This window comes from Aeromonas rivuli (assembly GCF_020149575.1).
Lineage (GTDB): Bacteria > Pseudomonadota > Gammaproteobacteria > Enterobacterales > Aeromonadaceae > Aeromonas > Aeromonas rivuli.
On sequence record NZ_CP079742.1, the window covers coordinates 3348553 to 3370266 of the forward strand.

Here is a 21714-nt window from a genome sequence, read left to right on the forward strand (position 1 = left end):
CGGCCCTGCCTAGACGCTGGTGCCAACCTCGACCAGATCCCCTGGATACCACCCCTGCTCCGGCGCTATGCCGGGAGGATAGAGTGCCAGCAGCTCGGCCACCTTGTTGCGGGTGCCGCCATTGCGGCTGATGGTGCGTTTGACCAGGATTTCATCGAGCCTGGCACCACGATAGAGTTCGCGGGTCAGTTCGATGTCGTGGTTGCTGATGAGCACGGGAACCCCTTTCTCGGCAGCCGTGTGCCGCGCCAGCCGCGCCAGCACCGCCTGATCGTCCAGGGTAAAGCCCCCGGCCGAATAGCTGGTGAAGCTGGCCGTGGTAGAGAGGGGGGCATAAGGGGGATCGCAATAGATGACCCAGTCGGCCTGCGCCCGCTTGATGGCATCGGCATAGCTCTCGCAGATGAAGGTCGCCTTCTGCGCCTTCTCAGCGAAGAACCACAGCTCTTTTTCCGGGAAATAGGGCTTCTTGTAAGAGCCAAAGGGGACGTTGAAGCCCCCCTTCTTGTTGTATCGGCACAGGCCGTTGAACCCGTGGCGGTTGAGGAACAGGAACAGCAGGGCGCGCTCGAAGCTGCCCTCTGTCTGGTTGAACTGAGTCCGCAACCGGTAATAAGCCGCCTTGTGATTGTTCTCGGCCACAAACAGCTTGCGCGCCTCGGCAATCAATTGCTCAGGTGTGAGCTTGAGATGGTTATAGAGGGCAATCAGATCCGGATTGATGTCGTTGAGCACATAGGCATCGTAATCGGTGTTGAGAAACACGGATCCTGCACCAACGAAAGGCTCCAGCAACACACGCCCTGCTGGCAACCGCTCGGCAATCTCTTCAACCAGGGAATACTTTCCCCCGGCCCATTTTAAAAAAGCGCGTGTTTTCTTCATGGAAATCCGGCGTTAAGAAGGCAGCAACCCAAAAAGGGGGACGATTCTACCCCCTTATCCGACCTGCTGCTATGGCTTCAGCTCTTTTTGTACCTGGGCGAACGACTTGGGCCAGGGCTGCCCCTTGACCAGGGCGGGTGGTAACTGGCGGATGGCCGCCTTCGCCTGCTGGAGGCTGGCATGATCGCCCTGCAGCACCACGAACCAGGGACTGCCGCGGAACTGAGTCTGATAGACCCAGACCTTGCCCGACAGCTGGTTCTCCGCCACGAAGCTGTCGACCGCTGGCCGGTTGCTCGCCCCCATCAACTGCACGCTGTAATGGGTCTTGGCTTTCTGCTGCAAGGTGGTTACCGGGGTCAGGGCAACCCGGGGGGCTGGAGCGGCCTGCTCGACCATCTTGGCAGGGCCTGTCTGGCTCGCTGGGGCTGTCGTAGCAGCCTGATTGCCTGTCGCCTGCTTGGCTTGCGAGCCTGCCTGCCCATTGGACGGGGCCACGTTTGACTCGTCACCGGTCAGCTCCTTGACCACCTCGCTGGGCAGGGCGCCGCTGACGCTGGGCCCTGTCATCAGCTTCTCGACCACGTCGTCGGAGATCACTATCCGGCGACCTTCGTAATTGCCTGACTCGGCAGTCACCGTCTCGCTCTCCACTTTCTTGGGCAAGACCTGGCTCTCTGGTTTCCAATCCCGAACCAGAGCGCCGCTGTCATTACTGGCTGCTCCCGGTTGAGTATCTGCCTGGTTCACAGCCCCAGCCGGACTCTCCTCCGGAATGGGGGCCGGCAGTGTTGTGCTCAGCGGTTTCGCCATCTCCTGGCCCTCCGGCTTGTCTGAAAACAGCGAGGGAAGCAGGTAAGTGAGCGCCAGCAAGATGCCGATGACGGCAACAAAACCCAGGACGACCTGCTTGATGGGCAGCTTGGGTTGCGACTTCTTGGGTCTTCTGTCGGTCATGATATCCTCCAGGGCCTGCATGATGATGGACGGCTGTCCTTTCGATTGGCTCAGGATCTCCTCTACCTTGGCTTTGGGCAAGAGGGTCGCCGGTATCTTCTGCGCTTTTGCTTTCTCATACAGGAAGATGCGCTGCTCAGGGGCGCTCAGGGGGGCAACCTCCAGCTCGAGGGAGGGCATGGCTCGCCCCTTGAGACCCGGGCGCACAGTGCGACACCAGACGTCATCACCGGTCAACAGGGTCGCCAACTGATGAGGCTTGGTCAGGGTGTCATTGTGACGACACAGGGTCCAAAGCTCGCTGAGCACCTCGGCAGGCAACTCGTGCGCCCGCTCGATCAGCAACAACAGCGTTGCAGGCTTTCCTTCCATCATGCGAAAGAAGCTGTCAGCCAAGGCATCTTGAGGATTGAACAGGGGTTTATCGACTATCTGCTCAAGCAGCAGCTGACGCACCTCGCCCATCTTCATGTCGGGACGGCCGATCAGGCTCACCACCTGCACCTTCTCAGGCAGGCGGGTCAGCAACAGCTCGCAGAGGGTGGCGCGGCCGCTGCCGGCCGGACCGGATAGAAATATAAAAGGATGATTGAATTCAATCAGATGCAGCAGCCGTTCGACCAGCTGCCGCTGAGAGGGAAACTGGAGCAACTTACTCACATTCGGACTCGATCACCGATTGCAATTGAGCATCAGACACATCGGCCACCACTTCGGCATGGCCTATTCCCACCGGCAATACCAGACGCAGCTTGCCAGCCAGCACCTTCTTGTCACGGCGCATGTGACGCAGGTAAGCATCGAAGTTCATATCGGCAGGCCCCTTCACCGGCAGCTTGGCCGCCAGCAGCAAGGCACGGATCCGCTCCTGCTGTTCGGCGCTCACCTGACCACGCAACCGGGCTGTGGCCGCCGCTTGCATCATACCCGCAGCGACAGCCTCGCCATGCAGCCAGTTGCCATAGCCTTGTTCTGCTTCGATGGCATGACCAAAGGTATGACCCAGATTGAGCAGCGCCCGCACACCGTGCTCAGTCTCATCCTCGGCAACCACTTCGGCCTTGATCTCGCAGCAACGCTTGATGGCATAGGCTAACGCAACCGGATCCTGCCGCTGTAGCCGAGGCATATTCTGCTCCAGCCAGCTGAAGAAATCTGCATCCCAGATGATGCCGTACTTGATCACCTCTGCCATGCCTGAGGCAAATTCACGCTCGGACAGGGTCTGCAGGCATTCAGTATCTATGACGACCAGTTTGGGCTGATAGAAGGCACCGATCATGTTTTTGCCGAGGGGGTGATTCACGGCAGTCTTGCCGCCAACAGAGGAGTCGACTTGGGAGAGGAGTGTAGTGGGGACCTGGATGAAGGGGATACCGCGTTGGAAGCTGGCGGCCGCAAAGCCCACCACATCCCCTATCACGCCCCCACCCAGAGCGATCAGGGTAGTATCACGTCCATGGTTGGTCTCAAGTAGCGCAGACATGATGCGTTCGAAAGTCGCCAGCGTCTTGTGTGCCTCACCATCCGGCAGGATCAGGTGTTCTACCTGATAATCCGCCAGTAGCTGACTCACCCGCTCCAGATAGAGGGGAGCCACCACGGTGTTGGTCACTATCATGACCCGTCTACCCTTGATGGCCTGAGTCAGCACGTCGGGGTGCTGCAGCAGTCCAGCCGCTATTTCTATCGGGTAAGAACGCTCACCCAGTTCGACCTTCAACCTTTCCATGGACGTCCTCGACATTACATACCGATTAGCTTGACGATTTGATTGGCGACGATTTTAGCACTCTGATCATCGGTGTGGATAACAAAGTCGGCCACTTCCTCATAGAGGGCATTGCGCTCGTACGCCAGACGCTCCAATACTTCACGGGGCGGCTCTTCGGTCTGTAGCAAGGGCCTGCGCTTGTCTCTCTGTGTGCGCGCCAGTTGCTTTTCAATGGTGGTTTCGAGGTAAACGACGATGCCGCGGGCAGAGAGCTTGTTGCGGGTTTCGCGGCTCTTGATTGCACCACCGCCCGTCGCCAGCACTATGCCTTGCTGCTCGGACAGATCGCCGATCACCTTCTCTTCGCGAATCCGGAAACCTTCTTCGCCTTCAACATCGAACACCCAGCTGATATCGGCACCACTGCGGCGCTCAATTTCATGATCTGAGTCGAAAAACTCCATATGCAGTTGTTCTGCCAGATGTCTACCTATGGTGCTCTTGCCCGCACCCATGGGACCTATCAGGAAAATATTGCGTTTCTCAGCCATGTCTTTTCATTAGTAATTACAAACTGTACGACCCCGATGAACTATGGATCGGGGTACCTATGAACCTTGTCTTGCGATGGATCAGGAGGGGGATTATCTCAATAGAAATCAGGACTGGCAACCGCAGACCTTACGCCCCAGCCTCATCGGGGCGTAAGGTTATATGTGTTTTACCCTGATATGTAAAGCATTCAAAACTTGTCGGTAACTATCCTTGGCGTCACAAAAATCAGCAACTCGCGTTTCTTGTTCTCGCTGGTGGTCTTGCGAAACAGGATGCCAAGGCCCGGGATATCACCGAGCAGGGGGACCTTGCTGACATCGTTCTTGATGGTCTGCTGATAGATACCGCCGAGTACCAAGGTCTCCCCATTGTTGACCAGCACCTGGGTGGTGATGGACTGGGCATTGATGGAGACCGCATCCCCGGTCCCGGTAGGAACCGTTTCGCCTTTGGTATCCTGGGTCACAGTGAGATCGAGGATGACCCTGTTGTCCGGCGTAATCTGCGGTGTCACTTTCAGGCTCAGTACCGCTTTTTTGAAGGTAACCGAGGTCGCACCGCTGGAGGAGGATTCCACATAGGGGATCTCGGTACCCTGTTCAATCAATGCCGGTTTCTGGTTCGCCGTGGTAACTCTTGGGCTCGCGATGATCTCCGCCTTGCTCTCTTTCTCCAGCGCCGACAGCTCGAGATCCAGCAAGGTTCCGTTGGCGAGGCGAGCCACCTGGAAGGCCAGGGTGCCTGCGGCATTGGTGACCGGCAGATTGACGTTTAACCTGTCCTCGACACTTGGAGGTCCGGAGGTAATACCGTTTGAGTTATCATTCCCCTCTATCGAACCCGATGTGCTATTGCCATGACCATCATTCTTGGTCACCCCCCAGCGCACCCCGAGCGCCTCGTCGAAACCGTCATCTATGGTCACCATCCTAGCCTCGATCACCACCTGTTTGACCGGGATATCGAGGATATCCAACATGCGTTTGATGTTGCTAATGACATCGGCCGTGTCTTTCACCACCAGCACGTTGGTGCGCTCATCCACGCTCACCGCGCCTTTTGCCGAGAGCAGCTTGGTGCTCTCGGAGGAGAGCAGGGCCGCCACTTCCGACGCCTTTGCATAATTGATCTGCATATATTCGGTATAGAGCGGTGCCAGATCTGCCACCTGATTGCGGCTCTCCAGCTGCTGTTTCTCCCGGGCCGCTATCTCTTCTGCCGGCGCGACCAGCAAGATGTTGTCATCGAGGCGCTTGTCGAGACCACGCACCTTGAGAATGATGTCGAGGGCCTGCTCCCAGGGCACACCATCGAGGCGCAGAGTGATATTGCCGGAGACTGAATCCGTGGTCACCAGATTGAGGTTGTTGAAGTCAGCGATGAGCTGCAACACGGTACGTACCGGTATGTCCTGGAAATTCAGGGAGATGGGCTTGCCTTTATACTGTTTTGCGACAGTACCGACCGGCGCGCGCTTTTTCACTTCGATGATGAACAGCTTGTCCGCCTGATCGTAGCGAAAATCGAACTGGCCATTCACCGATAGCTCGAATCGGGTGTCATTACCCTGACGAAATGCCTCCACTTGAGAAACCGGAGTGGCAAAGTCTTGTACATTGATGAGGTTCAGCTGATCGTCCGGGATCCGGGTTCCGTGAAACTTGGCCACCACTTTCTGTCCTGTACTGCTGACATCCACGGCTGCCGAGCTGTTATCCAACCGCACCAGAAACTCACCCTGGCCATCTTTGCCACGGCGAAAATCGACCCCCTTGACCGAGTTGAAATAGGCATCTTCGGTATTGGCTTTGGTGGCAGGTAACACCATGGGTGCTTTGGGGACAGGGGTCGGTTCCGGTTTGGCCGCCTTGTCACCGAGAGAGATAAGTAACTTGTTGCCTTGCTGATGCACCTGATAAGGCATCAATCTGTCCAGTGCAATCTGTATATCCAGTCCTGTTCCTTTACCATCGACCTTGACGCTGTCGACCCCCTCCTGCTTGATGGGCAATGGGTTGACCTTCAGGGCCCCTACCGCCCCCGGGATGTGCAACATCAACTGATTGGGTTGATAGCCAAGCCGGTCGGTAAAACCCGAAACCGGCTCGCTAAAGCTCAGTTCCAGCAAGAGTTGATCGGCCAACAGGGGATTGACTTTTACCTCCTGCAAAGTCGGGATCGCCCATACCGGATGAAACGAACTGCCCAGTAACAGCGCAGCCACCCTGAATGTAATTGCTGTTGTTATTCTCATCGACGCTCATCCCTGATTATCGTTTCGCTTCAAGAAGATGGACCATCACCAGCGGCAACGTCTCATGCTCATCACCGATTATTTTTTGCTTCTATATTGGCCATCACCAACTGCGTTTCACGCGTTACCCAACATCCCTTGCCGTCGGGCACTGTTTCCAGCAAATCCACCGCCGTATTGGTGATCCTGATGACCCGCCCCTGATCCAACCCCATGTAATGATTCAGCCCCATGCGCATGGATTGACCATCAGGCGTGCGAATGAGTGCCCACAATTGCCCCTGCTTGCCCATGGTGCCCTGCATCGCCAGACTCGCCAGCGAGTAGTTCTCAAGCACCTCCTTGGGTCTATCTGCCACTATCTGGGCACAGTCAGCTTTGGCTTTTTGTTCAACGCCGGCACGACTCTCTGGCTGAGGCTCAACAAAAGGGTTTCGTTTATCCATCGATTCGTAATGCAGGGGAGAGAATGGCGTTATGGTGGGCAATGGCTCTATGGCAACCGGGGGCCTGGCCCTGATCTGGCTGATGTAGCCATCCATGTTCTCCTGGCTATTACAACCCGCAAGCAACAACACAAAACAATATCTGGGGAGTTGCCTCATTTTTTCTGCCCCCCGGCATTGCCATTGTATTTATAAGTCTTGGCCAGCATGGACATGGAGATGATGTCGCTGTTGGTTCCATGGCTCAGGGTAAAAGAGTCCAGAATAACGATACGCGGCAGTGCCGCCATGGCTGCCGTAAACTTGCCAATCTCATGGTAGGTACCTGCAACCTCAATGCGCATCGGTAGTTCAGTAGAGAACTCATGGGGCGTCTCGGCCTCCCAGTGAATACGATTGAGTTTGAGACCGTTGTCAGTGGCGATGAAGCTGATGTCATCAAGCAAACCAGCGACCTCATGGGTGTTGGGTAACTGCTTGAGCTGGGTATCAACCAGTAACTCCAATTCGACCAGCTGCTTTTTATAGGCAGACAAGTTAGCGGCCAGCATCGCCTTGCTCTCAAACTGTGCCTTGAGCTCTTTCTCCTTGCTCTGTTCCTGAGTCAGGGCGGTCAGTGAACTGGCTATCACATAGTAATAAATAGCACCGCCGAGCAAGACACAGCCAAACAGGATGAGCACCAGCTTGGCCGCCTTAGGCCAGCCGCCTATGTTGTTCAGATCCAGATCGTTGAGTTGTTGCAGGTTCATGATTTACCTCCCGCGGCATCGGCTGGCGACTTGATGACCTGGAACATCATGGAGAATTGGCTGAGGGCGACGGGAGCCACATCCGAGGCAAAGATAGTGCTTATGCGAGACGCCCCCAACCAGCCGGAACCATCGATGCGCCGCATCATGCTCGCCACCCGGCCATAGGCTTCAGCCTTGCCATTCACATCAATGGCATCGCTCTTCAACGCTAGCGTATTGAGGTAGACGCCATTGGGCACCAAAAGCGGCAACTGGTTGAAGAGGCGCACGGGTAAGTTACGGCGCTGCTGCAATCTCTCGATGAGCGCCATCCGTTCAAGCAACCCTTTGCGCTTATCCTTGATGAGACGGATCTCACCAAGCTGGGCATCCAGCTTGACCATCTCCTGCACCAGGCGCTGATTCAAGCCGCGCTGCTGAGAAACTTGCTGGTTCACGAACCAGTCAACCGCAAACCCCAGAGAGGCCGTCACCGCCAGACAGACCCCAAACAGCACACCAAACTGCGCCTTTTCACGCTTTTGCTTAGCGTCGCGCCAAGGTAGCAGGTTTATATTTGACATGGTGTGAAGCTCCGCAAGGCCAAGCCAAACGCGGTCATATACTTGGCGCCATGACCACGCCTATCACCGCCAGTATTGCCAAACAGGGCAAACGGATCCGGGTGTAGCACCTCCAGAGAGAACTCCTGACGCAACATATCTGCCAGCCCGACGACCAGACTCCCTCCCCCGGTCAGTACCAGCTTGGCGAGATCCCGTTGTCCGGACGAACTGACAAAAAGTTGAATATTGCGACGTACCTGCTGTAACAGGCTCTGCAAGTACGGCTGCAGTACCTCAATCTCATGATCCTGAGGTAACTGGTTCTGAGTCTTGGCAAGTTCAGACTCATCCAAGGGAAGGTTATAGAAGGAGGAGATCGCCTGGCTGTATTGGTCACCACCAAAATTCTGCAAGCGAAAGTAGGTCACTTCCCCCTTTTGTACCGAGGCGAAAGTCATGGTGCTCGCCCCGATATCGATGACCGCCACAGGCTTTTCCAAACTGGCGAGCTCAGGCTGACAGGCCAATACGGCGCGAACCAGTGCATGGGCCCCAACATCCACTACTCGGGTCGTGAGTTCGGCCTCAGCCAGTGCGCTGACCCTGCCGCTGACACTCTCAGTACGGGCGGCGCTGAGCAAGACCCGCTGACGAGTAGCCTCGGGGGTACCAGCCAACACCTCGAAATCCAGACTGACCTCATCGAGAGGGTAGGAGATAAGCTGCTCGGCTTCCCGCTGCACCTGCTCTTCCAACTCTCCTTCACTGAGGCCCGCATCGACCAGTATCACCTTGGTGATCACATTGGATCCGGTGACGGCGGTCGCGACATTCTGGTTGCTGCCAACCAGCTGACGCTTGAGGGTTCTGAGAGATTGACTGACCCTCTCTATATCCTGCACCTGATAGTCGATCAAGGCCCCTTTGGGCATTTGGACATCGGCTATCGACTCGAGCCTGGGCTTGCTCGCCGTGCCGTTCAGGGTAACAGCCTTGAGGGACTGGCTGCCAAAATCCACCCCTATCATGGGGATCAGAGTTCCATTCTTGAATAGCCCAACCATATACACATCCATGCGTTATTGGGTTGTGGTCATGATTGTAGAACAGCTAATTCCATATTGAGCGGCGCCACAACTTAGAATTGTCTAATTATCAGAGCCATAACACATCTTCACTATATCGCCACTACAATCGCCATTTTGGCGCAGCTTGGTGAAAAGGGCCCGAGATGCTAATCTGAGCGCTCTTTGGCCAGCCGATCCCCTGCTTGGAAATGTCGAATTTTCCTGGGCAGTGTGGGTATACTCTGCGCCTGTTGGTTACTTTTAAGACGATTGGTAGTTCTTCCATGCAGAAATGGCTCGTACGCCTGTTAATAGTGATGATGTTGGGTGCTGTACTTGGCGTCGCCAGCCTCATCGGTATCTACTTCTACATCAAACCCCAGTTGCCGGATGTGTCGGCCCTGCGTGACGTCAAGCTGGCCACCCCCATGAAGGTGTACAGCCGCGACGGCGAATTGATCGCCCAGTTTGGCGAAATCCGTCGCATCCCGCTGCAACTGAGCGATATCCCTCAGTCCATGATCGATGCCGTGCTGGCCACCGAAGATGCCCGTTTCTACGAGCATCCAGGCATAGACCCCATCGGGATCCTGCGTGCCGCCACCGTCTGGGCCGTCTCGGGCAAACCCCAACAGGGCGCCAGTACCATCACCCAGCAGGTGGCTCGTAACTTCTTCCTGACCAATGAAAAGACCATAGTGCGCAAGGTGAAGGAGGTCTTCCTCGCCTGGCGTATCGAACAGAATCTCACCAAAGACGAGATATTGACGCTCTATCTCAACAAGATACCGCTCGGCTATCGCTCGTTCGGGGTCGGCGCCGCCGCCCAAGTCTACTTTGGCAAAGATGTCAAAGAGCTGACCCTGGATGAGATCGCCATCATCGCCGGTCTGCCCAAGGCGCCGTCCATGCTCAACCCCATCCGTTCGCCAGAGCGCGCCTTCGCTCGCCGCAATGTGGTACTGGGTCGCATGCTGGATACTGGCAAGATAACCCAGGCTCAGTATGACGAAGCCAGCAAGATGCCCATCAAGGCGCGCTACCATGGCGCCGAGACCACGCTCCATGCCCCCTATCTGGCCGAGATGGTGCGCCAGAAGATGGTGGACCAGTTTGGTGAAGACGCCTACACCATGGGCTTGCATGTCTACACCACGGTCAGCGCCGACCGCCAGCGGGCAGCCAAGAAGGCACTGCTCGATGGCATCACCGATTACGACACCCGTCACGGTTACCGTGGCCCCAGCGCCCAGCTCTGGAAAGAGGGTGAGGCTCAGTGGGACTACAACCAGATAGTCGCGCACCTCAACAAGGAGCCTACCTACAATCCCCTGATCCCGGCCGTGGTCACCAAACTCGCCGACAAGAGCGCCAGCATAGTGCTCAAGAACGGCAAGCAGGCCGAACTGAACTGGGATGGCATCAAATGGGCTCGCGCCTTCATCACCGACTCGCGCCAGGGCAATGCCCCCAGGGCGGCGAGGGATGTGCTGAAAGTCGGCGCCCAGATCTGGGTACGAGAACAGGGTGAGGCCCTGATCCTGGCGCAGATCCCTGACGTCAACGCGGCCCTGGTCGCCATGAACCCGACCGATGGCGCCATCGAAGGTCTGGTGGGTGGTTTCAGCTTCGAACTATCCAAATTCAACCGGGTCGAACAGGCACGTCGCCAGATCGGCTCAAACATAAAGCCATTCCTCTACGCCACCGCCCTTGAGCAGGGTTATACCCTGGCATCCATCATCAATGATGCCCCCATCAACCAGTGGGATCCCTCCAAGGGCCCCATGTGGCAGCCCAAGAACTCACCGGCCGTCTACGATGGTCCGACGCCGCTGCGCATTGGTCTGGCCAAATCCAAGAACGTGATGTCGGTGCGCCTGATGCGCGCCATCGGTCTCGATACCTACATGGATGGCCTGGTCAAGTTCGGCTTCCCTCGCGAACACATCCAGCGCAATGAATCCCTGGCACTGGGTGCCGCTGAATTTACGCCGATGGAAGTGGTGCGTGGTTTCTCCATGCTCGCCAACGGCGGTTATCAAGTCACCCCTTACTTCATCAGCGAAGTCAGAGACAGCTTCGAAACCCTGCTGTTTGCCGCCAACCCGGCCGCCGCATGCCGGGGTTGTGGTGCTCTGGCTGCCGCCGACATGAACGCTCCCGAGGCCTATCTTAATGTGGAAGGTGATTGGCGTGCTCAGTGTGCCATCGACCCTGTGGTGCCCAACAACCTGGCCCCGCAAACCATCAGTGCCCAGAGTGCCTTCCTTATCACCGATACCCTGACCACGGCCATCTGGGGTGGACGTGGCTGGATGGGGACAGGCTGGCGTGCGGCCCGCGACCTCAAGCGCCACGATATCTCGGGTAAAACGGGGACCACCAACGAATCGCGGGATGCCTGGTTCTCAGGCTATACCCCGAATCTGGTGGCGACCGCCTGGATAGGTTTTGACAATCATCAGCGGGCCCTGGGCCGTGTCGCCTACAACGCCAACATGGGACGCGACCAGACGGCCGGTGGTGAATTTGGCGGCAACGCCGCCCAGCCTATCTGGATCGACTTCATGAAGGTGGCGCTCAACAAGGTACCCGAGCAACCGATGCCGGTCCCTGAAGGCATCATCAAGCTGCCGGTTGACGCCAGCACGGGTCTCTTGACCCACAGCGGCAATGCCACCACCGAGTATTTCAAGGAGGGCACGGAACCAACCCGTTACTCGGCACCCGTCTCGAACGGCAACAGAGTCTATGGGGAGGATGGCTATTTCGGTGATGGCGACAGTCCCGTCTCGACCGACGACCTGTTCTGATCCAGGCCCGCCAGGCGGGCCTATGGCAATCAAAAAAAACCGGCGCCTCTGCGCCGGTTTTTTATTGCCGCTCAAACACTGAGCTGCGCTTTGTGCTGTTCATGGCTCAACTGGCCAACTGCACCTTCATCAGGGCGCGGATGCGGGTCGCCAGCTCGTTAAAACAGGGACGACGCACCGAATAGTGGCGATAGAAGAGTGAGATGGCGCGTCCAGGTACGGGGTCAATCACGGGCCTGTAGCTCACCCCCCCCTCGTCGCGATTGGCAGGCACGGCCAGGCGCGGGATCAGCGTCATGCCGCTGCCTGCCGCCACCATGTTGCGCAGGGTCTCCAGGCTGGTTCCCTGAAAACGCACATCCTCCCCCACCCCGGCTGCGAAGCAAAAACCCATGGCCTGATCCCGCAGGCAGTGACCGTCGGCCAGCATCAGCAGCTTCTTGCCCTTGAGGTTGCCCAGCGGCACAGCCTTGGCGTGGGCTTCGGGGTGCAGTCGGGGTACCGCCAGCCACATGGGCTCTTGGTACAGCGGCAGTGAACCAAAACCCTCCATGCCATCCAGTTCGGCCAAAATGACACAGTCCAGCTCCCCTTCCTCCAGACGCTTCATCAATACCTGAGTCTGCTCTTCGTAGAGGTAGAACTCGAGCTGGGGAAAATGCTCACGCAGATCCTGGATGATATGGGGCAACAGATAGGGGCCCACCGTGGGGATGAGGCCGATGTGGATCTCCCCTGACATGGGCTCGGCGAAGTGCTGGCCGATGTTCTTTAGCTCGCGCGCCTCACGCAACACCTTGCGAGCCTGCTGGGCCATGGCATCACCGGCGGGGGTAAAGAGCACCTTGCGGGAGGTGCGCTCGATCAAGATCACCCCGAGTTCATCCTCCAGCTTGCGCAACTGGCCACTCAGGGTCGGCTGGCTGACGAAGCAGCGCTCCGCCGCCTTGCGAAAATGTTTCTCCTCTTCCAGCGCTACCAAATACTCGAGATCGCGAAGGTTCATATATCCCCACTGCTGACGGGCAAAAATCGACCCCTAGCATGCCCAATAAGTGCTTGAAGAACAAGGCAACCTAGTCGGCCAATCGCGCCAGAAACCCAGCCACATCTCCCAGATAGGGAGCGATGTCGAGCCGCTCCAGCGTCTCGCCCCGCGCCAGCCCCAGGGTCGGGTACCCCTGACCCTTGAGCCGGGTTAACCAGCGCTGACTCTCTTGCAGGGCTGGCTCCAGCGCCTGGGCCTCATAGGCATGATGGAAGGCTGCCTCGTCCACCCCCTGTTCGGCGGCGAGACCGGCCAGCCGCGCCACGTCCCCGACCCAGAGGCCATCCCGATAGTGGGACTCCTGGATCCGTTGCAACATGGTCAACTCGTCGCCCCCCAGAGATCCGAGCGCGAGTATGGCGCGAATAGGCGGCTCGGAATCGAGGGACAGGCCCTCGCTCAGCAACAACTCGTCGAAGTAGCGTGTCCCAAAAAGCTGGCCGGTCAGGGCCTGGATCCGCTCATCATGGGGCCTGACATAATCACGCAGCGCCGCTCCCATCGGCTGGCGACGCGGGCCCAGCCAGAAGCCTCCCGGGTGCAACTTGACCCTCACCCCGGCCTGCCTCGCGGCCGCTGCAAGCAGGGGGGCCGCGCCATAACACCAACCGCAGAGGGGGTCATAGATGTAGTGCAATGTCGTTTCATTCATCTTCATGGCATCGTATCCAACTTGAAAAAACCGGGCCAAGGGCCCGGTAAAAAACACAGGGAAGCAGGCTTATTGCTTTACCACTTCATCTCGCCAGTCGCGACCTTGGCGCCGATAGCCAGACCGTCATCGGCAGGCAGCGCCGGGAAGGCCAGCTTCATGCCTTGGATCAGGCTGTCTGAGCCCTTGGCCTTGGCCAGCTCCTGCTCGAAGCGCTGCACATAATCGCGGGTGAAGGTCACCGCCTCGGTGCCCTTGGGTTCGGCGCCCAGGAAGTGGCCCGGGATCACGCGAGCAGGTTGCATCGCCAGCAGCTCATTGAGGGTCTTGACCCACTGCGCCCGCGCCGCCTTGGTCTGGCTGTCTGCCATCCAGACATGGACTCCGTGATAAACAGGCACGCCACCCAATGCGGTCTTGATAGAGGGAGCCCACAGATAGGCGCTCGGGGTATTCATTGCCTTGATCTCAATCCGCTCGCCTTCCAGCGTCAGGTGGGATGCCGTCATCACCTCGGGGACTATCAGGCTCTTGGGCGCCTGGTCGCCCAGTATGGGGGCCCAGTAAGCCAGCTTGGCATCCTTGGTCGCCTTGATATGGTCAACCACGTGTTGACTGGCCACTATCTTGGCGTTCGGGAAGGCGGCCTTGAGAGGCTCAAGACCGAAATAGAAGTCAGGATCGCCACCACTGATGAAGATGGTGGTCAGCGTCTTGCCACTCTTGTGCAGCAACTCGACCAGCGCCTGGCCATCACCGACCCCGAACTGGGCATCGACCAGTATGGCCTCCTTGTCTCCTGCCACTATCTCGGAAGAGACCGGGAAGATCCCCTGCTCGCCAGGGTTGTAGACGGTCACCGTCAGAGGGGCAGCTAGTGCGGCGCCGCTGAGCATTGTGGTGGCCAGGGTCAGGTTGCGAAGTGCGTGCTTGTTCATTGCGTCATTCCTAATGATGGATTCGGGATGAACAGAGTTTATTAGAACGGTTGAGTTGCAAATACCGCATAATAGTCACCTCACTGTTGCATAAATCGAGCATATAGAGGCAAACATGGATCGACTGACCGCCCTGCGGGTCTTTGTCAGCGTGGTGGAGCAGGGCAGCCTGAGCGCCGCGGGAGAGCAGCTTGAGATGTCGCGGGCCATGGTGTCACGCTACCTGGCCGAGCTGGAGCGCTGGATGGGAGCCCGCCTGCTACACAGGACCACTCGCCGCCTCAGCCTGACCGGGCCGGGTGAGGAGGCGCTGCTGCGAGCTCGTACCATGCTGACCCTGGGCGAAGAGATGGAGCAGCTGGCAGTGCAGAGCCAGGATGCCCCCAAGGGCTTGCTGCGCATCACCAGCAGCTACTCCCTCTCCGAGGCCTTGCTGGTGAATATCGCCAATGACTATCTGGCCCGTTATCCAGGCACCGCCATCGACATATTGCTGTTGGACAGAACGGTCAATCTGGTGGAGGAGCGCATCGATCTGGCCGTGCGGATCACCAACGATCTGGACCCCAATCTGGTTGCCCGCCGGCTCGGCACCTGCCACTCGGTGGTCTGCGCCAGCCCGGCTTACCTCGCCAGCCATCCGGTACCGCAACAGGTGCAAGATCTCGCCTTGCACAACTGCCTCACCTACACCTACTTCGGCAAGAGCCTGTGGCAATTTGATGGTCAGCAGGGCCCCCAGTCGGTCCCCGTCAGCGGCAATCTGAGCGCCAATATCTCCAATCTGCTTCTGGCCGCCACGCTGGCGGGCACAGGCATCAGCCTGCAGCCCCACTATTCGGTTAAAACGCATCTCGAACGAGGTGAGCTGGTGGCCTTGCTGCCCGACTGGCAACCCAAGCAAATGGGCGTTTACGGTGTCTATGGTACCCGCAAGCAGATGTCTCCCTTGCTGCGCAGTTTCCTCGACTTCATGGTCGCGCGCATGGCAGCCGATCCACTCTGGCGATAAAAAAGGGGCCTTGCGGCCCCTGATAGGAAGAAGGCAGGATCAGGCTTCGAAACCGGTCAGCGCCACTGGCTCTTCCCCCTCTTGCTCGATGAGGAAAATATCCTTGTATGCCATATAGATGGAGTAGTTGAGCGCAGGCAACACCACCAGCAGGCCAATCAGCATCAGCAGGGTGCCGAGTAGCAACATCACGCAGCCCAGCAAGCCCCACCAGAGGAAGGGCCACATATTGCGCTGACAACCGATGAAGCTCAGCTTGGCGGCCTGCCAGGCTCCGACATCATGGAAATAGATGAGGGCGGGGGCAAAGGTCATCGCCATCAATACCGGCACCAGCAGCAGCATCCCCAGCAGTACGCAGAGCAGCACGCCTCTGGCCTGCTCCACCGTCAGGGAGAGCTGTTCGGGATCCTGACTAAACAGATCGCTCAGCCCCCACAATGAGAGCAGTCCGAAACAGAGCATGGCGATCAGGGTGAAGAGACCAAGGGCAAACAGGCCCCCCATGATCAGTGGCGTCAAGCGATGGCGAAAGCCTGCGAACAGGTCGGAGAAGGTCAAGCGCCCCTGCTCATCCCCCCCTTTGGCCACCACCATCCAGCCGGCCATCCACACCATGTAGAGCAGCTGGGAGATGAAGCCTCCTGCGGGCAGCTGTTCGATCAGCAGGCCAACCCCCAGCCAGAGCAGCAACATGGCGACGCTCAGTCCCATGCCCTTGTTGAAGATATCGAATCCGCTACGGATCCATAACCAGCCACGTCCTATGGGATGACGCTGGGGTTCGGTGCGCAGGGCGCTCTGGGTACTCATCATGTTGCCTCGATCGGATGGGCGGGCAGAGGGCGGCTCAGGGCACAGTCACCGTCACCATGACGGTGGCCGTATAGGGCCCGGTTCGTACCGGCTGACCGGGCAGCTTGGTCGGATACACCCTCACCCTGTAGTCAGTCTTATGGGTGCTTTGCGAATAGGGTACCTCGATGGCTGTATCAAATGGAATAGGGGTATCCGTATCCTGTTGGAACAAGCCAATACCGACCCCCGCCAGGCTGGTGCTGATGAAGTTGCCCTGACTGGTGAGGGCGCCACCAAAACGGTAACTGAGCGGAGTCACATAGTCGCTAGGGATCTGGCTGCAGGTCACACTCACGTTGACGCTGCGCGGGGCATAACCCTGTGGCACGCCCCCCTCGACGAAGGCGCTCTGGGCCACGGCGCCGAGATCCAGGGGGATGCTGGTGCCCGCCGGAAACTGACAACTCGGAGTCGAGGTGATGCTGATATTCATGGCCAGCCGGCTGAACTCGTTACCAACCGCGGTACTGGGCATAGCGGCGCGGCGCACGAAGAGGCTGGCGACAGTGCCACTGAAGGTTTGGGTCCCCGTAATCCCCTTGAGCAATTTGAGGGTATATCGCCCACCATTGACGCTGATCCCCCCTAGCACAGACACATTTAACAGCCCCCCCACACAAACGGACAACAGACCTGTCGTTGTGTTGTTGAAGGGGACGGTTTGATACCCCCCTCCGGCATTGAACTCCGCCTTGAGACCGAAATAATCATTGAGTTTGATCAGGGTGCCCAGGGGGTCGGCAATGGTCGGCAAGGTGGTGGTCCCCTGGTAGTAAACCGTCATCAAGAGACCAATACCGATGCCGGTACAGTCGCAGGTCGCCGTACTGGTGGTGGCAAAACTGCCAGTGGCCGTATCCCCCGGTTGATAGACGCTGGCAGGGTTGGTCACCGGGACTGTAGCCAGGAAGGGGCTGGTGCACTGGCCGTTGACGGCGTTTGCCTCGGGCAGGCAGCACAGCGCGCCGAGCAAGACCACTCCCCGCATACCCACTCGCCGAGTCACCGGCCGGGCCCAATTCACCCACGTATGGTTTTTGAAACTTATCATCCTGCCCCCTGCCCCAATCGAAAATCCTGCTCATGATAGTTGCCATCATCATCAATCCAGCGCACTCGGCCATGGGCACCCTGCAATGGGGCCTCACTCCCCCCCGCCATGGGCAGGAACAGCTTGCCCAGAGGCGGGATCAGGGCGGCCTCTTGCCAGACCAGCGGCTTTTTACCATGGGAGATCAACACCTCGCTCAGGCTGATATAAAACCTACCGGGATTGAACACAGTCACCCCCAGCCCCGGCCCGGTTTGCCAATTCAGCCGAGTCACCGCCTCCCTCACTGAACCAGGCAGGCCAGCGGGTCGATAGAGCAGCTTGATGCGAGTGCGATAAGCGAGCTGCACCCTGGCCCCGTCAGTGACCGCATTGGGGGGCAGACCCAGCACATTGAGCCAGAACAGAGATTCGCGATCCTGCACCAGACGTTTGGTATCAGTCCCGTAAACACGCAGCGTCTGGCCCTTGCCCCCCCCCAGCCGCATCATGGGAGGGGTCACCAGGAATGGCGCCTTGCTTTGACTCGGTCCCTGCTGCGCATCCCCCTCATCGACCCAGACCTGCAACAAGCTGGGCCGCTGGTCATCGTTGAACACCCTGAGACTGGCTTCCGGTGCCCCGCCCGGATAGATGAGACGCGTCGCCATCAGATTGATGGCTGCCCGCCCCTGCTCTCCCCACAGGAGGAGCGAGCACAGCATCAGACAATAGAGCCCGCCTCTTTGCATCATGGTGTCTCCTCCGGCTGGCAGAGCGCGGTCACCTGCTGATAGGGAATGGCAGGGTCCGGCTTGGGTTGTCGATAGTCCAGACGGCAGCGCTGGCTTCCCTCCTTGCCCCACTGCACGTGAAGCTGACCCTGCTCACCACGCACGAAAATGAGTCCCCCCTGGCCGACCACGGCCACCGAGCGGCCACTGCTATCGATCACATCGGCGCCAAACGGCAGCGTCATCCGATCCGGTAGCTGGGCCTGCACCAGCAAGGGTTGACCAATATGGGTCTCATAGTCGAGTTTGACGATGGCGCCGCGCCTCGGGGCCACCATCTGCGCACTGCCATCTATCTCCACGTCCACCGGCAGGCCGCCCGGATCCAGACTGATGATGTTGTTACGATAGGGATTGAGCCCGGCCAATACCGCATAACCATCCCCATCGACCTCGCTGCCGATGCCATGGCTTATCTTGGCCCCCTGGGCGCCCTTGGCTTCCACCAGCGCCATTGTCTCCCCCTGCGTCTGCCCCAGTACCCACCCATCTTTATGTACCAGCAAGGTCCCCTTGGCCGAAGCAACGTACTGGGAGTAACCATCTCCCTGGCTGGTACTGGCCCCAAGTTGAGCCGCCGCCCCCTGATACTGCAAGTTGCCGCCATAGCCATAGTGGCTGGGTGCCCCGCCCCCATTCTTGCTGGCGTAGAGCCCGTAATAGAGCAAGCCATCACGCGCACCACCATTGAGATCGGCACGGGCGCTGTAGCCCTGTCCCTCCTGATAGGAGAGGGTGCTACTCAGTCTTGGCCCGCCGAGCGCTTCACCGATGGGAATGCTGAGACTCAGTACATATTGATCCCCGCCGTCGTCTTCATTGAGGGAGTGACTGACCGAGAGGGAGAGACTGCCCCAGCTAAATCCCTTGTTGTAACCCAGCTGGAAGCTGCTGTTGTTCGGCTCTCCCCCCCAGTAGTTGCGGGCGATGCCGCTGAAGTAGAGATCGCCCAGCTCTCCCACCGGCTGGCTGATGTTGAGCTGGAAGCGGTTGCGCTCCCGCTGCAACACATTGAGGCGATCCCCCTGCAATGCCGCCACATCATCAAGATCCAGATACCCCTCACTCGAGAATCGGTATGCGGCCAGAGTGAAGTAGGTGCGGGTGTAGTCCAGCTGCTTGCTGTAGGTCACCCGATAACTCTGCCCCGACAGATCCCCGGCTAAGCCGGACTCGGGGGGAAGATCCCGCGCCCAGGAACCGGTGAGATCGAGTGCCAGGGCGCCATAATCGGATCCCACCGCCAACCCACCCAGCAGGGCGCCATAATCTTGCGCCGCAATAGTGCCGCCATAGAGAGTCAGGGTATTGGAGAGGCCACGCCTGTAGGTGCCTTGCAAGAAGTTGGGGCCATCCTCCCCTTCATCATTGCGATATTGTCCCAGGGTCAGGCTAAACCGGGAGGCATCGGTGCGCAGCATCTGCACCACGGAGGAGAATGGCAGGGTGAAGCTGCGCTCACGGCCATCCGCCTCTGTGATGGTCACATCGAGATCCCCCGCAAAACTGGTGGCGTAGAGATCGTCGATGGCGAAAGCACCTGGGGCAACCTGGGTCTCATAGATGAGCGCCGTTCCCTGACGGATGGTGACCCTGGCATTGGTTTCGGCGGTGCCGCGTACCACAGGGGCAAAGCCACGTTCAAAATCCGGCAGCATGGCATCATCGCTGGCCAGCTGCACCCCCGTGAAGGGCACACTGTCAAAGCTGTCCCCCGGGGTAAAATACTCTCCCAAGGTGAGCTGGGCTCTGTGCACCGTGATATCCCGCTGGGCATAGCTGTTGAGCGCTTGATAGTCCCCTTCGCTCTGGAAGGAGCCGTTATGACGTAAACGCCAGCTTCCCAGATTGAGGCCGGTATTGAGGTTGATGTTGCTGCTGAGCCGGTCTGATGCGCCTTGCTGGTCGCTGTAGTAGAGGTTGGCGTTATAACCGACAAAACCGGCATTGATCCCCTCCACCCACTGATCCGGCCCCACATAATTGCGGCGTACTCGCCCGACATAGGCCTGTGGCAGGCTGAGGGCACCCGTCAGGCTGGGTAGGTCCAGCGTGAAACGGGCCTCAGGCACCAAAGCGTCGACTTCGATGCAATCGCTCTGCAGCAGGGCGTTAACTGTCTCCTGATCAGGAAGTTGGTCTATCAGCAAGCCCCACTGCTCGACCTGACCCGCCTTGAAGCAGAAGCGGGGTGACTGGGGATCCGCGCTCGCCCTCACCTCTAGCTGCTGGCTCAACTTGTCCTGGCCATTAATGATGATGTCGAGTTGATACATGCCTGGTGGCACAAAGTCGGCGCGGGAGAAGCGGGTCAGGTCGATGTCCATGCCAAGCGCATCGAGCAGCTGACTATTGAACTCCACCGGTTCGGGAGCCGCTACCGCCTTGGTTTGCACGGTCTCAGCGGCCATTGCGACATGAGCGATGAGCAGGATTATAAGCAGGAAAATACGTGTAACCCGGCAAGATATCCGGCAAGGGGGGAGGTAAACATGATGGCCAGTCATCGACACGGCGGCAGGGAGCTCACTGGCAATCACGGCGCACCCCCTCCAGATACAGACTGACATCGAATGCGGGAAGACCTGATGCCGGGCTTACTCCCCCGACCCGGTGCTCGTCAGTTGAACGCGAATCGGCCCACCTCGCGGGCACCATAATCATTAAGCCAATAGAAGGTCACCGTCTTGGCCTGCACTGGCCCGCTCAATCGTTCCAGAGGAAAATCAAAGCTGGCCCCAGGCGCCACCATGCCACCACTGCGATTGGCATACTGCCCGGCCTGAACAGTCGTCAGATCGAGATGGCTGATACTGACGTGGTAACTGCTCGGGTTGCTGGCACGCAGCACATAACCACTCGTCTGATGCAGTAGTTGCCACTGCAAACCATTGGCGGATTTCTGGATGTCACCGGCTAGCCCCTGGGGCCGGTAGAACAGCTTGATGCGAGAGCGAAAGGCGAGTTGCACCAGATTCTGACCCGCCACGGCAGACTTGGCGCTGGGCGGCACCTCCAGCACATTGAGCCAGAACACCGACTCCTTGTTGGATGGCAACCCTTGCCCCACATAAGCCAGGCGCAGGGATTGGCCTCGCAGGGCCTCTATTCGGGTAATGGGGGGAGTAATGAGGAATGGCAATCTGTCGGCACCGGGTCGGATCCGACGATCGCCGCTGTCCATCCAGATCTGTACCAACGCGGGCAGCGTGCCCTTATTGGTCAGCTCCAGCGTCACCTCACGGGCCGTGGAGGGATAGATGACCCGGGTGCCAGATATCTGGACCTGGCCCCAGGCCAACATGGGCAAGATCACCACCCCAGGGAGCAGAAACCGGCCGCACATGCCACCCAGACGGGCCAGACGCCATGCCATGCTCATGGGGCT

The 21714-nt window shown here is 58.5% G+C and carries 19 protein-coding genes; 2 read left to right on the forward strand and 17 right to left on the reverse strand.

Going from position 1 to position 21714, the window contains the following annotated elements:
- Window positions 1-9 precede the first annotated feature (9 nt).
- The 9 genes from KYK33_RS15430 to pilM all read right to left on the reverse strand — a co-directional run bounded on the left by KYK33_RS15430 (window position 10) and on the right by pilM (window position 9175).
- Window positions 10-885, reverse strand: coding sequence for a Dam family site-specific DNA-(adenine-N6)-methyltransferase (locus KYK33_RS15430; protein WP_042040857.1), 876 nt, complete (start codon window positions 883-885; stop codon window positions 10-12).
- A 69-nt stretch (window positions 886-954) separates the two neighbouring features.
- Entirely contained in the window at window positions 955-2502 is a 1548-nt protein-coding gene (locus KYK33_RS15435) for an SPOR domain-containing protein (RefSeq protein WP_224431096.1), read from the reverse strand.
- Window positions 2495-3574, reverse strand: a complete 1080-nt coding sequence (aroB, locus tag KYK33_RS15440) for a 3-dehydroquinate synthase (RefSeq protein WP_224431097.1) — start codon at window positions 3572-3574, stop codon at window positions 2495-2497. The genes KYK33_RS15435 and aroB overlap by 8 nt, the downstream gene beginning before the upstream one ends.
- Before the next feature lie 14 nt (window positions 3575-3588).
- The gene (gene aroK / locus KYK33_RS15445; protein ID WP_005909680.1) at window positions 3589-4107 is read right to left on the reverse strand and encodes a shikimate kinase AroK; all 519 of its coding nucleotides are present in this window, start codon (window positions 4105-4107) and stop codon (window positions 3589-3591) included.
- A 191-nt stretch (window positions 4108-4298) separates the two neighbouring features.
- Entirely contained in the window at window positions 4299-6365 is a 2067-nt protein-coding gene (locus KYK33_RS15450) for a type IV pilus secretin PilQ (RefSeq protein WP_224431098.1), read from the reverse strand.
- Window positions 6366-6436: 71 nt separating this feature from the next.
- Window positions 6437-6970 carry a pilus assembly protein PilP gene (locus KYK33_RS15455; RefSeq protein ID WP_042040861.1) on the reverse strand — a complete coding sequence of 178 codons (534 nt, stop codon included), beginning with the start codon at window positions 6968-6970 and terminating at the stop codon, window positions 6437-6439.
- The gene (tapO, locus tag KYK33_RS15460; protein WP_224431099.1) at window positions 6967-7563 is read right to left on the reverse strand and encodes a PilO family type IV pilus biogenesis protein TapO; all 597 of its coding nucleotides are present in this window, start codon (window positions 7561-7563) and stop codon (window positions 6967-6969) included. Before tapO ends, KYK33_RS15455 begins: the two co-directional genes overlap by 4 nt.
- Window positions 7560-8129 carry a PilN family type IV pilus biogenesis protein TapN gene (tapN, locus tag KYK33_RS15465; protein WP_224431100.1) on the reverse strand — a complete coding sequence of 190 codons (570 nt, stop codon included), beginning with the start codon at window positions 8127-8129 and terminating at the stop codon, window positions 7560-7562. Before tapN ends, tapO begins: the two co-directional genes overlap by 4 nt.
- The gene (gene pilM, locus KYK33_RS15470) at window positions 8117-9175 is read right to left on the reverse strand and encodes a type IV pilus assembly protein PilM (RefSeq protein ID WP_318010400.1); all 1059 of its coding nucleotides are present in this window, start codon (window positions 9173-9175) and stop codon (window positions 8117-8119) included. The genes tapN and pilM overlap by 13 nt, the downstream gene beginning before the upstream one ends.
- Before the next feature lie 287 nt (window positions 9176-9462).
- Between pilM and KYK33_RS15475 the strand changes: the two genes are divergently transcribed.
- Window positions 9463-11994, forward strand: a complete 2532-nt coding sequence (locus KYK33_RS15475; RefSeq protein ID WP_224431102.1) for a penicillin-binding protein 1A — start codon at window positions 9463-9465, stop codon at window positions 11992-11994.
- A gap of 106 nt (window positions 11995-12100) precedes the next feature.
- Here the strand turns inward: KYK33_RS15475 and oxyR are convergent, their stop codons facing one another.
- From oxyR to KYK33_RS15490, 3 genes are all read right to left on the reverse strand, one after another.
- A complete protein-coding gene (oxyR, locus tag KYK33_RS15480; RefSeq protein WP_042040866.1) occupies window positions 12101-13000 on the reverse strand; it encodes a DNA-binding transcriptional regulator OxyR in 900 nt (299 codons plus the stop codon).
- Between the two features lie 70 nt (window positions 13001-13070).
- Window positions 13071-13700, reverse strand: coding sequence for a DsbA family protein (locus KYK33_RS15485; protein WP_224431103.1), 630 nt, complete (start codon window positions 13698-13700; stop codon window positions 13071-13073).
- Window positions 13701-13771: 71 nt separating this feature from the next.
- Window positions 13772-14632: a Vmh family MBL fold metallo-hydrolase gene (locus KYK33_RS15490; protein ID WP_224431104.1), complete on the reverse strand. Its 861-nt coding sequence runs from the start codon at window positions 14630-14632 to the stop codon at window positions 13772-13774.
- A 115-nt stretch (window positions 14633-14747) separates the two neighbouring features.
- Here KYK33_RS15490 and KYK33_RS15495 point away from each other — a divergent pair, with 115 nt between their 5' ends.
- Window positions 14748-15644, forward strand: a complete 897-nt coding sequence (locus KYK33_RS15495) for a LysR family transcriptional regulator (protein ID WP_224431105.1) — start codon at window positions 14748-14750, stop codon at window positions 15642-15644.
- A 39-nt stretch (window positions 15645-15683) separates the two neighbouring features.
- Here KYK33_RS15495 and KYK33_RS15500 read toward each other — a convergent pair whose 3' ends face one another.
- The 5 genes from KYK33_RS15500 to KYK33_RS15520 form a co-directional block, all read right to left on the reverse strand.
- Complete coding sequence (locus KYK33_RS15500; RefSeq protein ID WP_224433033.1) at window positions 15684-16457, reverse strand: BPSS1780 family membrane protein; 774 nt, start codon at window positions 16455-16457, stop codon at window positions 15684-15686.
- 37 nt (window positions 16458-16494) lie between these two features.
- Entirely contained in the window at window positions 16495-17490 is a 996-nt protein-coding gene (locus KYK33_RS15505; RefSeq protein WP_224431106.1) for a fimbrial protein, read from the reverse strand.
- 59 nt (window positions 17491-17549) lie between these two features.
- Window positions 17550-18287 (reverse strand): fimbrial biogenesis chaperone, encoded by a 738-nt coding sequence (locus KYK33_RS15510; RefSeq protein WP_224431107.1) that lies wholly within the window; start codon window positions 18285-18287, stop codon window positions 17550-17552.
- A complete protein-coding gene (locus tag KYK33_RS15515) occupies window positions 18284-20737 on the reverse strand; it encodes a fimbria/pilus outer membrane usher protein (RefSeq protein WP_224431108.1) in 2454 nt (817 codons plus the stop codon). The genes KYK33_RS15510 and KYK33_RS15515 overlap by 4 nt, the downstream gene beginning before the upstream one ends.
- A gap of 209 nt (window positions 20738-20946) precedes the next feature.
- Complete coding sequence (locus tag KYK33_RS15520; protein WP_052448199.1) at window positions 20947-21708, reverse strand: fimbria/pilus periplasmic chaperone; 762 nt, start codon at window positions 21706-21708, stop codon at window positions 20947-20949.
- Window positions 21709-21714: the final 6 nt, after the last annotated feature.

Coding starts and splice junctions, on each gene's coding strand:
- aroB (WP_224431097.1), bottom strand. CDS start 3,574: ATGGAAAGGTTGAAGGTCGAACTGGGTGAGCGTTCTTACCCGATAGAA.
- oxyR (WP_042040866.1), bottom strand. CDS start 13,000: ATGAACCTTCGCGATCTCGAGTATTTGGTAGCGCTGGAAGAGGAGAAA.
- KYK33_RS15430 (WP_042040857.1), bottom strand. CDS start 885: ATGAAGAAAACACGCGCTTTTTTAAAATGGGCCGGGGGAAAGTATTCC.
- KYK33_RS15495 (WP_224431105.1), top strand. CDS start 14,748: ATGGATCGACTGACCGCCCTGCGGGTCTTTGTCAGCGTGGTGGAGCAG.
- pilM (WP_318010400.1), bottom strand. CDS start 9,175: ATGGTTGGGCTATTCAAGAATGGAACTCTGATCCCCATGATAGGGGTG.
- KYK33_RS15485 (WP_224431103.1), bottom strand. CDS start 13,700: ATGAAGATGAATGAAACGACATTGCACTACATCTATGACCCCCTCTGC.
- KYK33_RS15520 (WP_052448199.1), bottom strand. CDS start 21,708: ATGAGCATGGCATGGCGTCTGGCCCGTCTGGGTGGCATGTGCGGCCGG.
- KYK33_RS15505 (WP_224431106.1), bottom strand. CDS start 17,490: ATGCGGGGAGTGGTCTTGCTCGGCGCGCTGTGCTGCCTGCCCGAGGCA.
- KYK33_RS15490 (WP_224431104.1), bottom strand. CDS start 14,632: ATGAACAAGCACGCACTTCGCAACCTGACCCTGGCCACCACAATGCTC.
- KYK33_RS15500 (WP_224433033.1), bottom strand. CDS start 16,457: ATGAGTACCCAGAGCGCCCTGCGCACCGAACCCCAGCGTCATCCCATA.
- tapN (WP_224431100.1), bottom strand. CDS start 8,129: ATGTCAAATATAAACCTGCTACCTTGGCGCGACGCTAAGCAAAAGCGT.
- KYK33_RS15515 (WP_224431108.1), bottom strand. CDS start 20,737: ATGGCCGCTGAGACCGTGCAAACCAAGGCGGTAGCGGCTCCCGAACCG.
- KYK33_RS15475 (WP_224431102.1), top strand. CDS start 9,463: ATGCAGAAATGGCTCGTACGCCTGTTAATAGTGATGATGTTGGGTGCT.
- KYK33_RS15510 (WP_224431107.1), bottom strand. CDS start 18,287: ATGATGCAAAGAGGCGGGCTCTATTGTCTGATGCTGTGCTCGCTCCTC.
- aroK (WP_005909680.1), bottom strand. CDS start 4,107: ATGGCTGAGAAACGCAATATTTTCCTGATAGGTCCCATGGGTGCGGGC.
- tapO (WP_224431099.1), bottom strand. CDS start 7,563: ATGAACCTGCAACAACTCAACGATCTGGATCTGAACAACATAGGCGGC.
- KYK33_RS15455 (WP_042040861.1), bottom strand. CDS start 6,970: ATGAGGCAACTCCCCAGATATTGTTTTGTGTTGTTGCTTGCGGGTTGT.
- KYK33_RS15450 (WP_224431098.1), bottom strand. CDS start 6,365: ATGAGAATAACAACAGCAATTACATTCAGGGTGGCTGCGCTGTTACTG.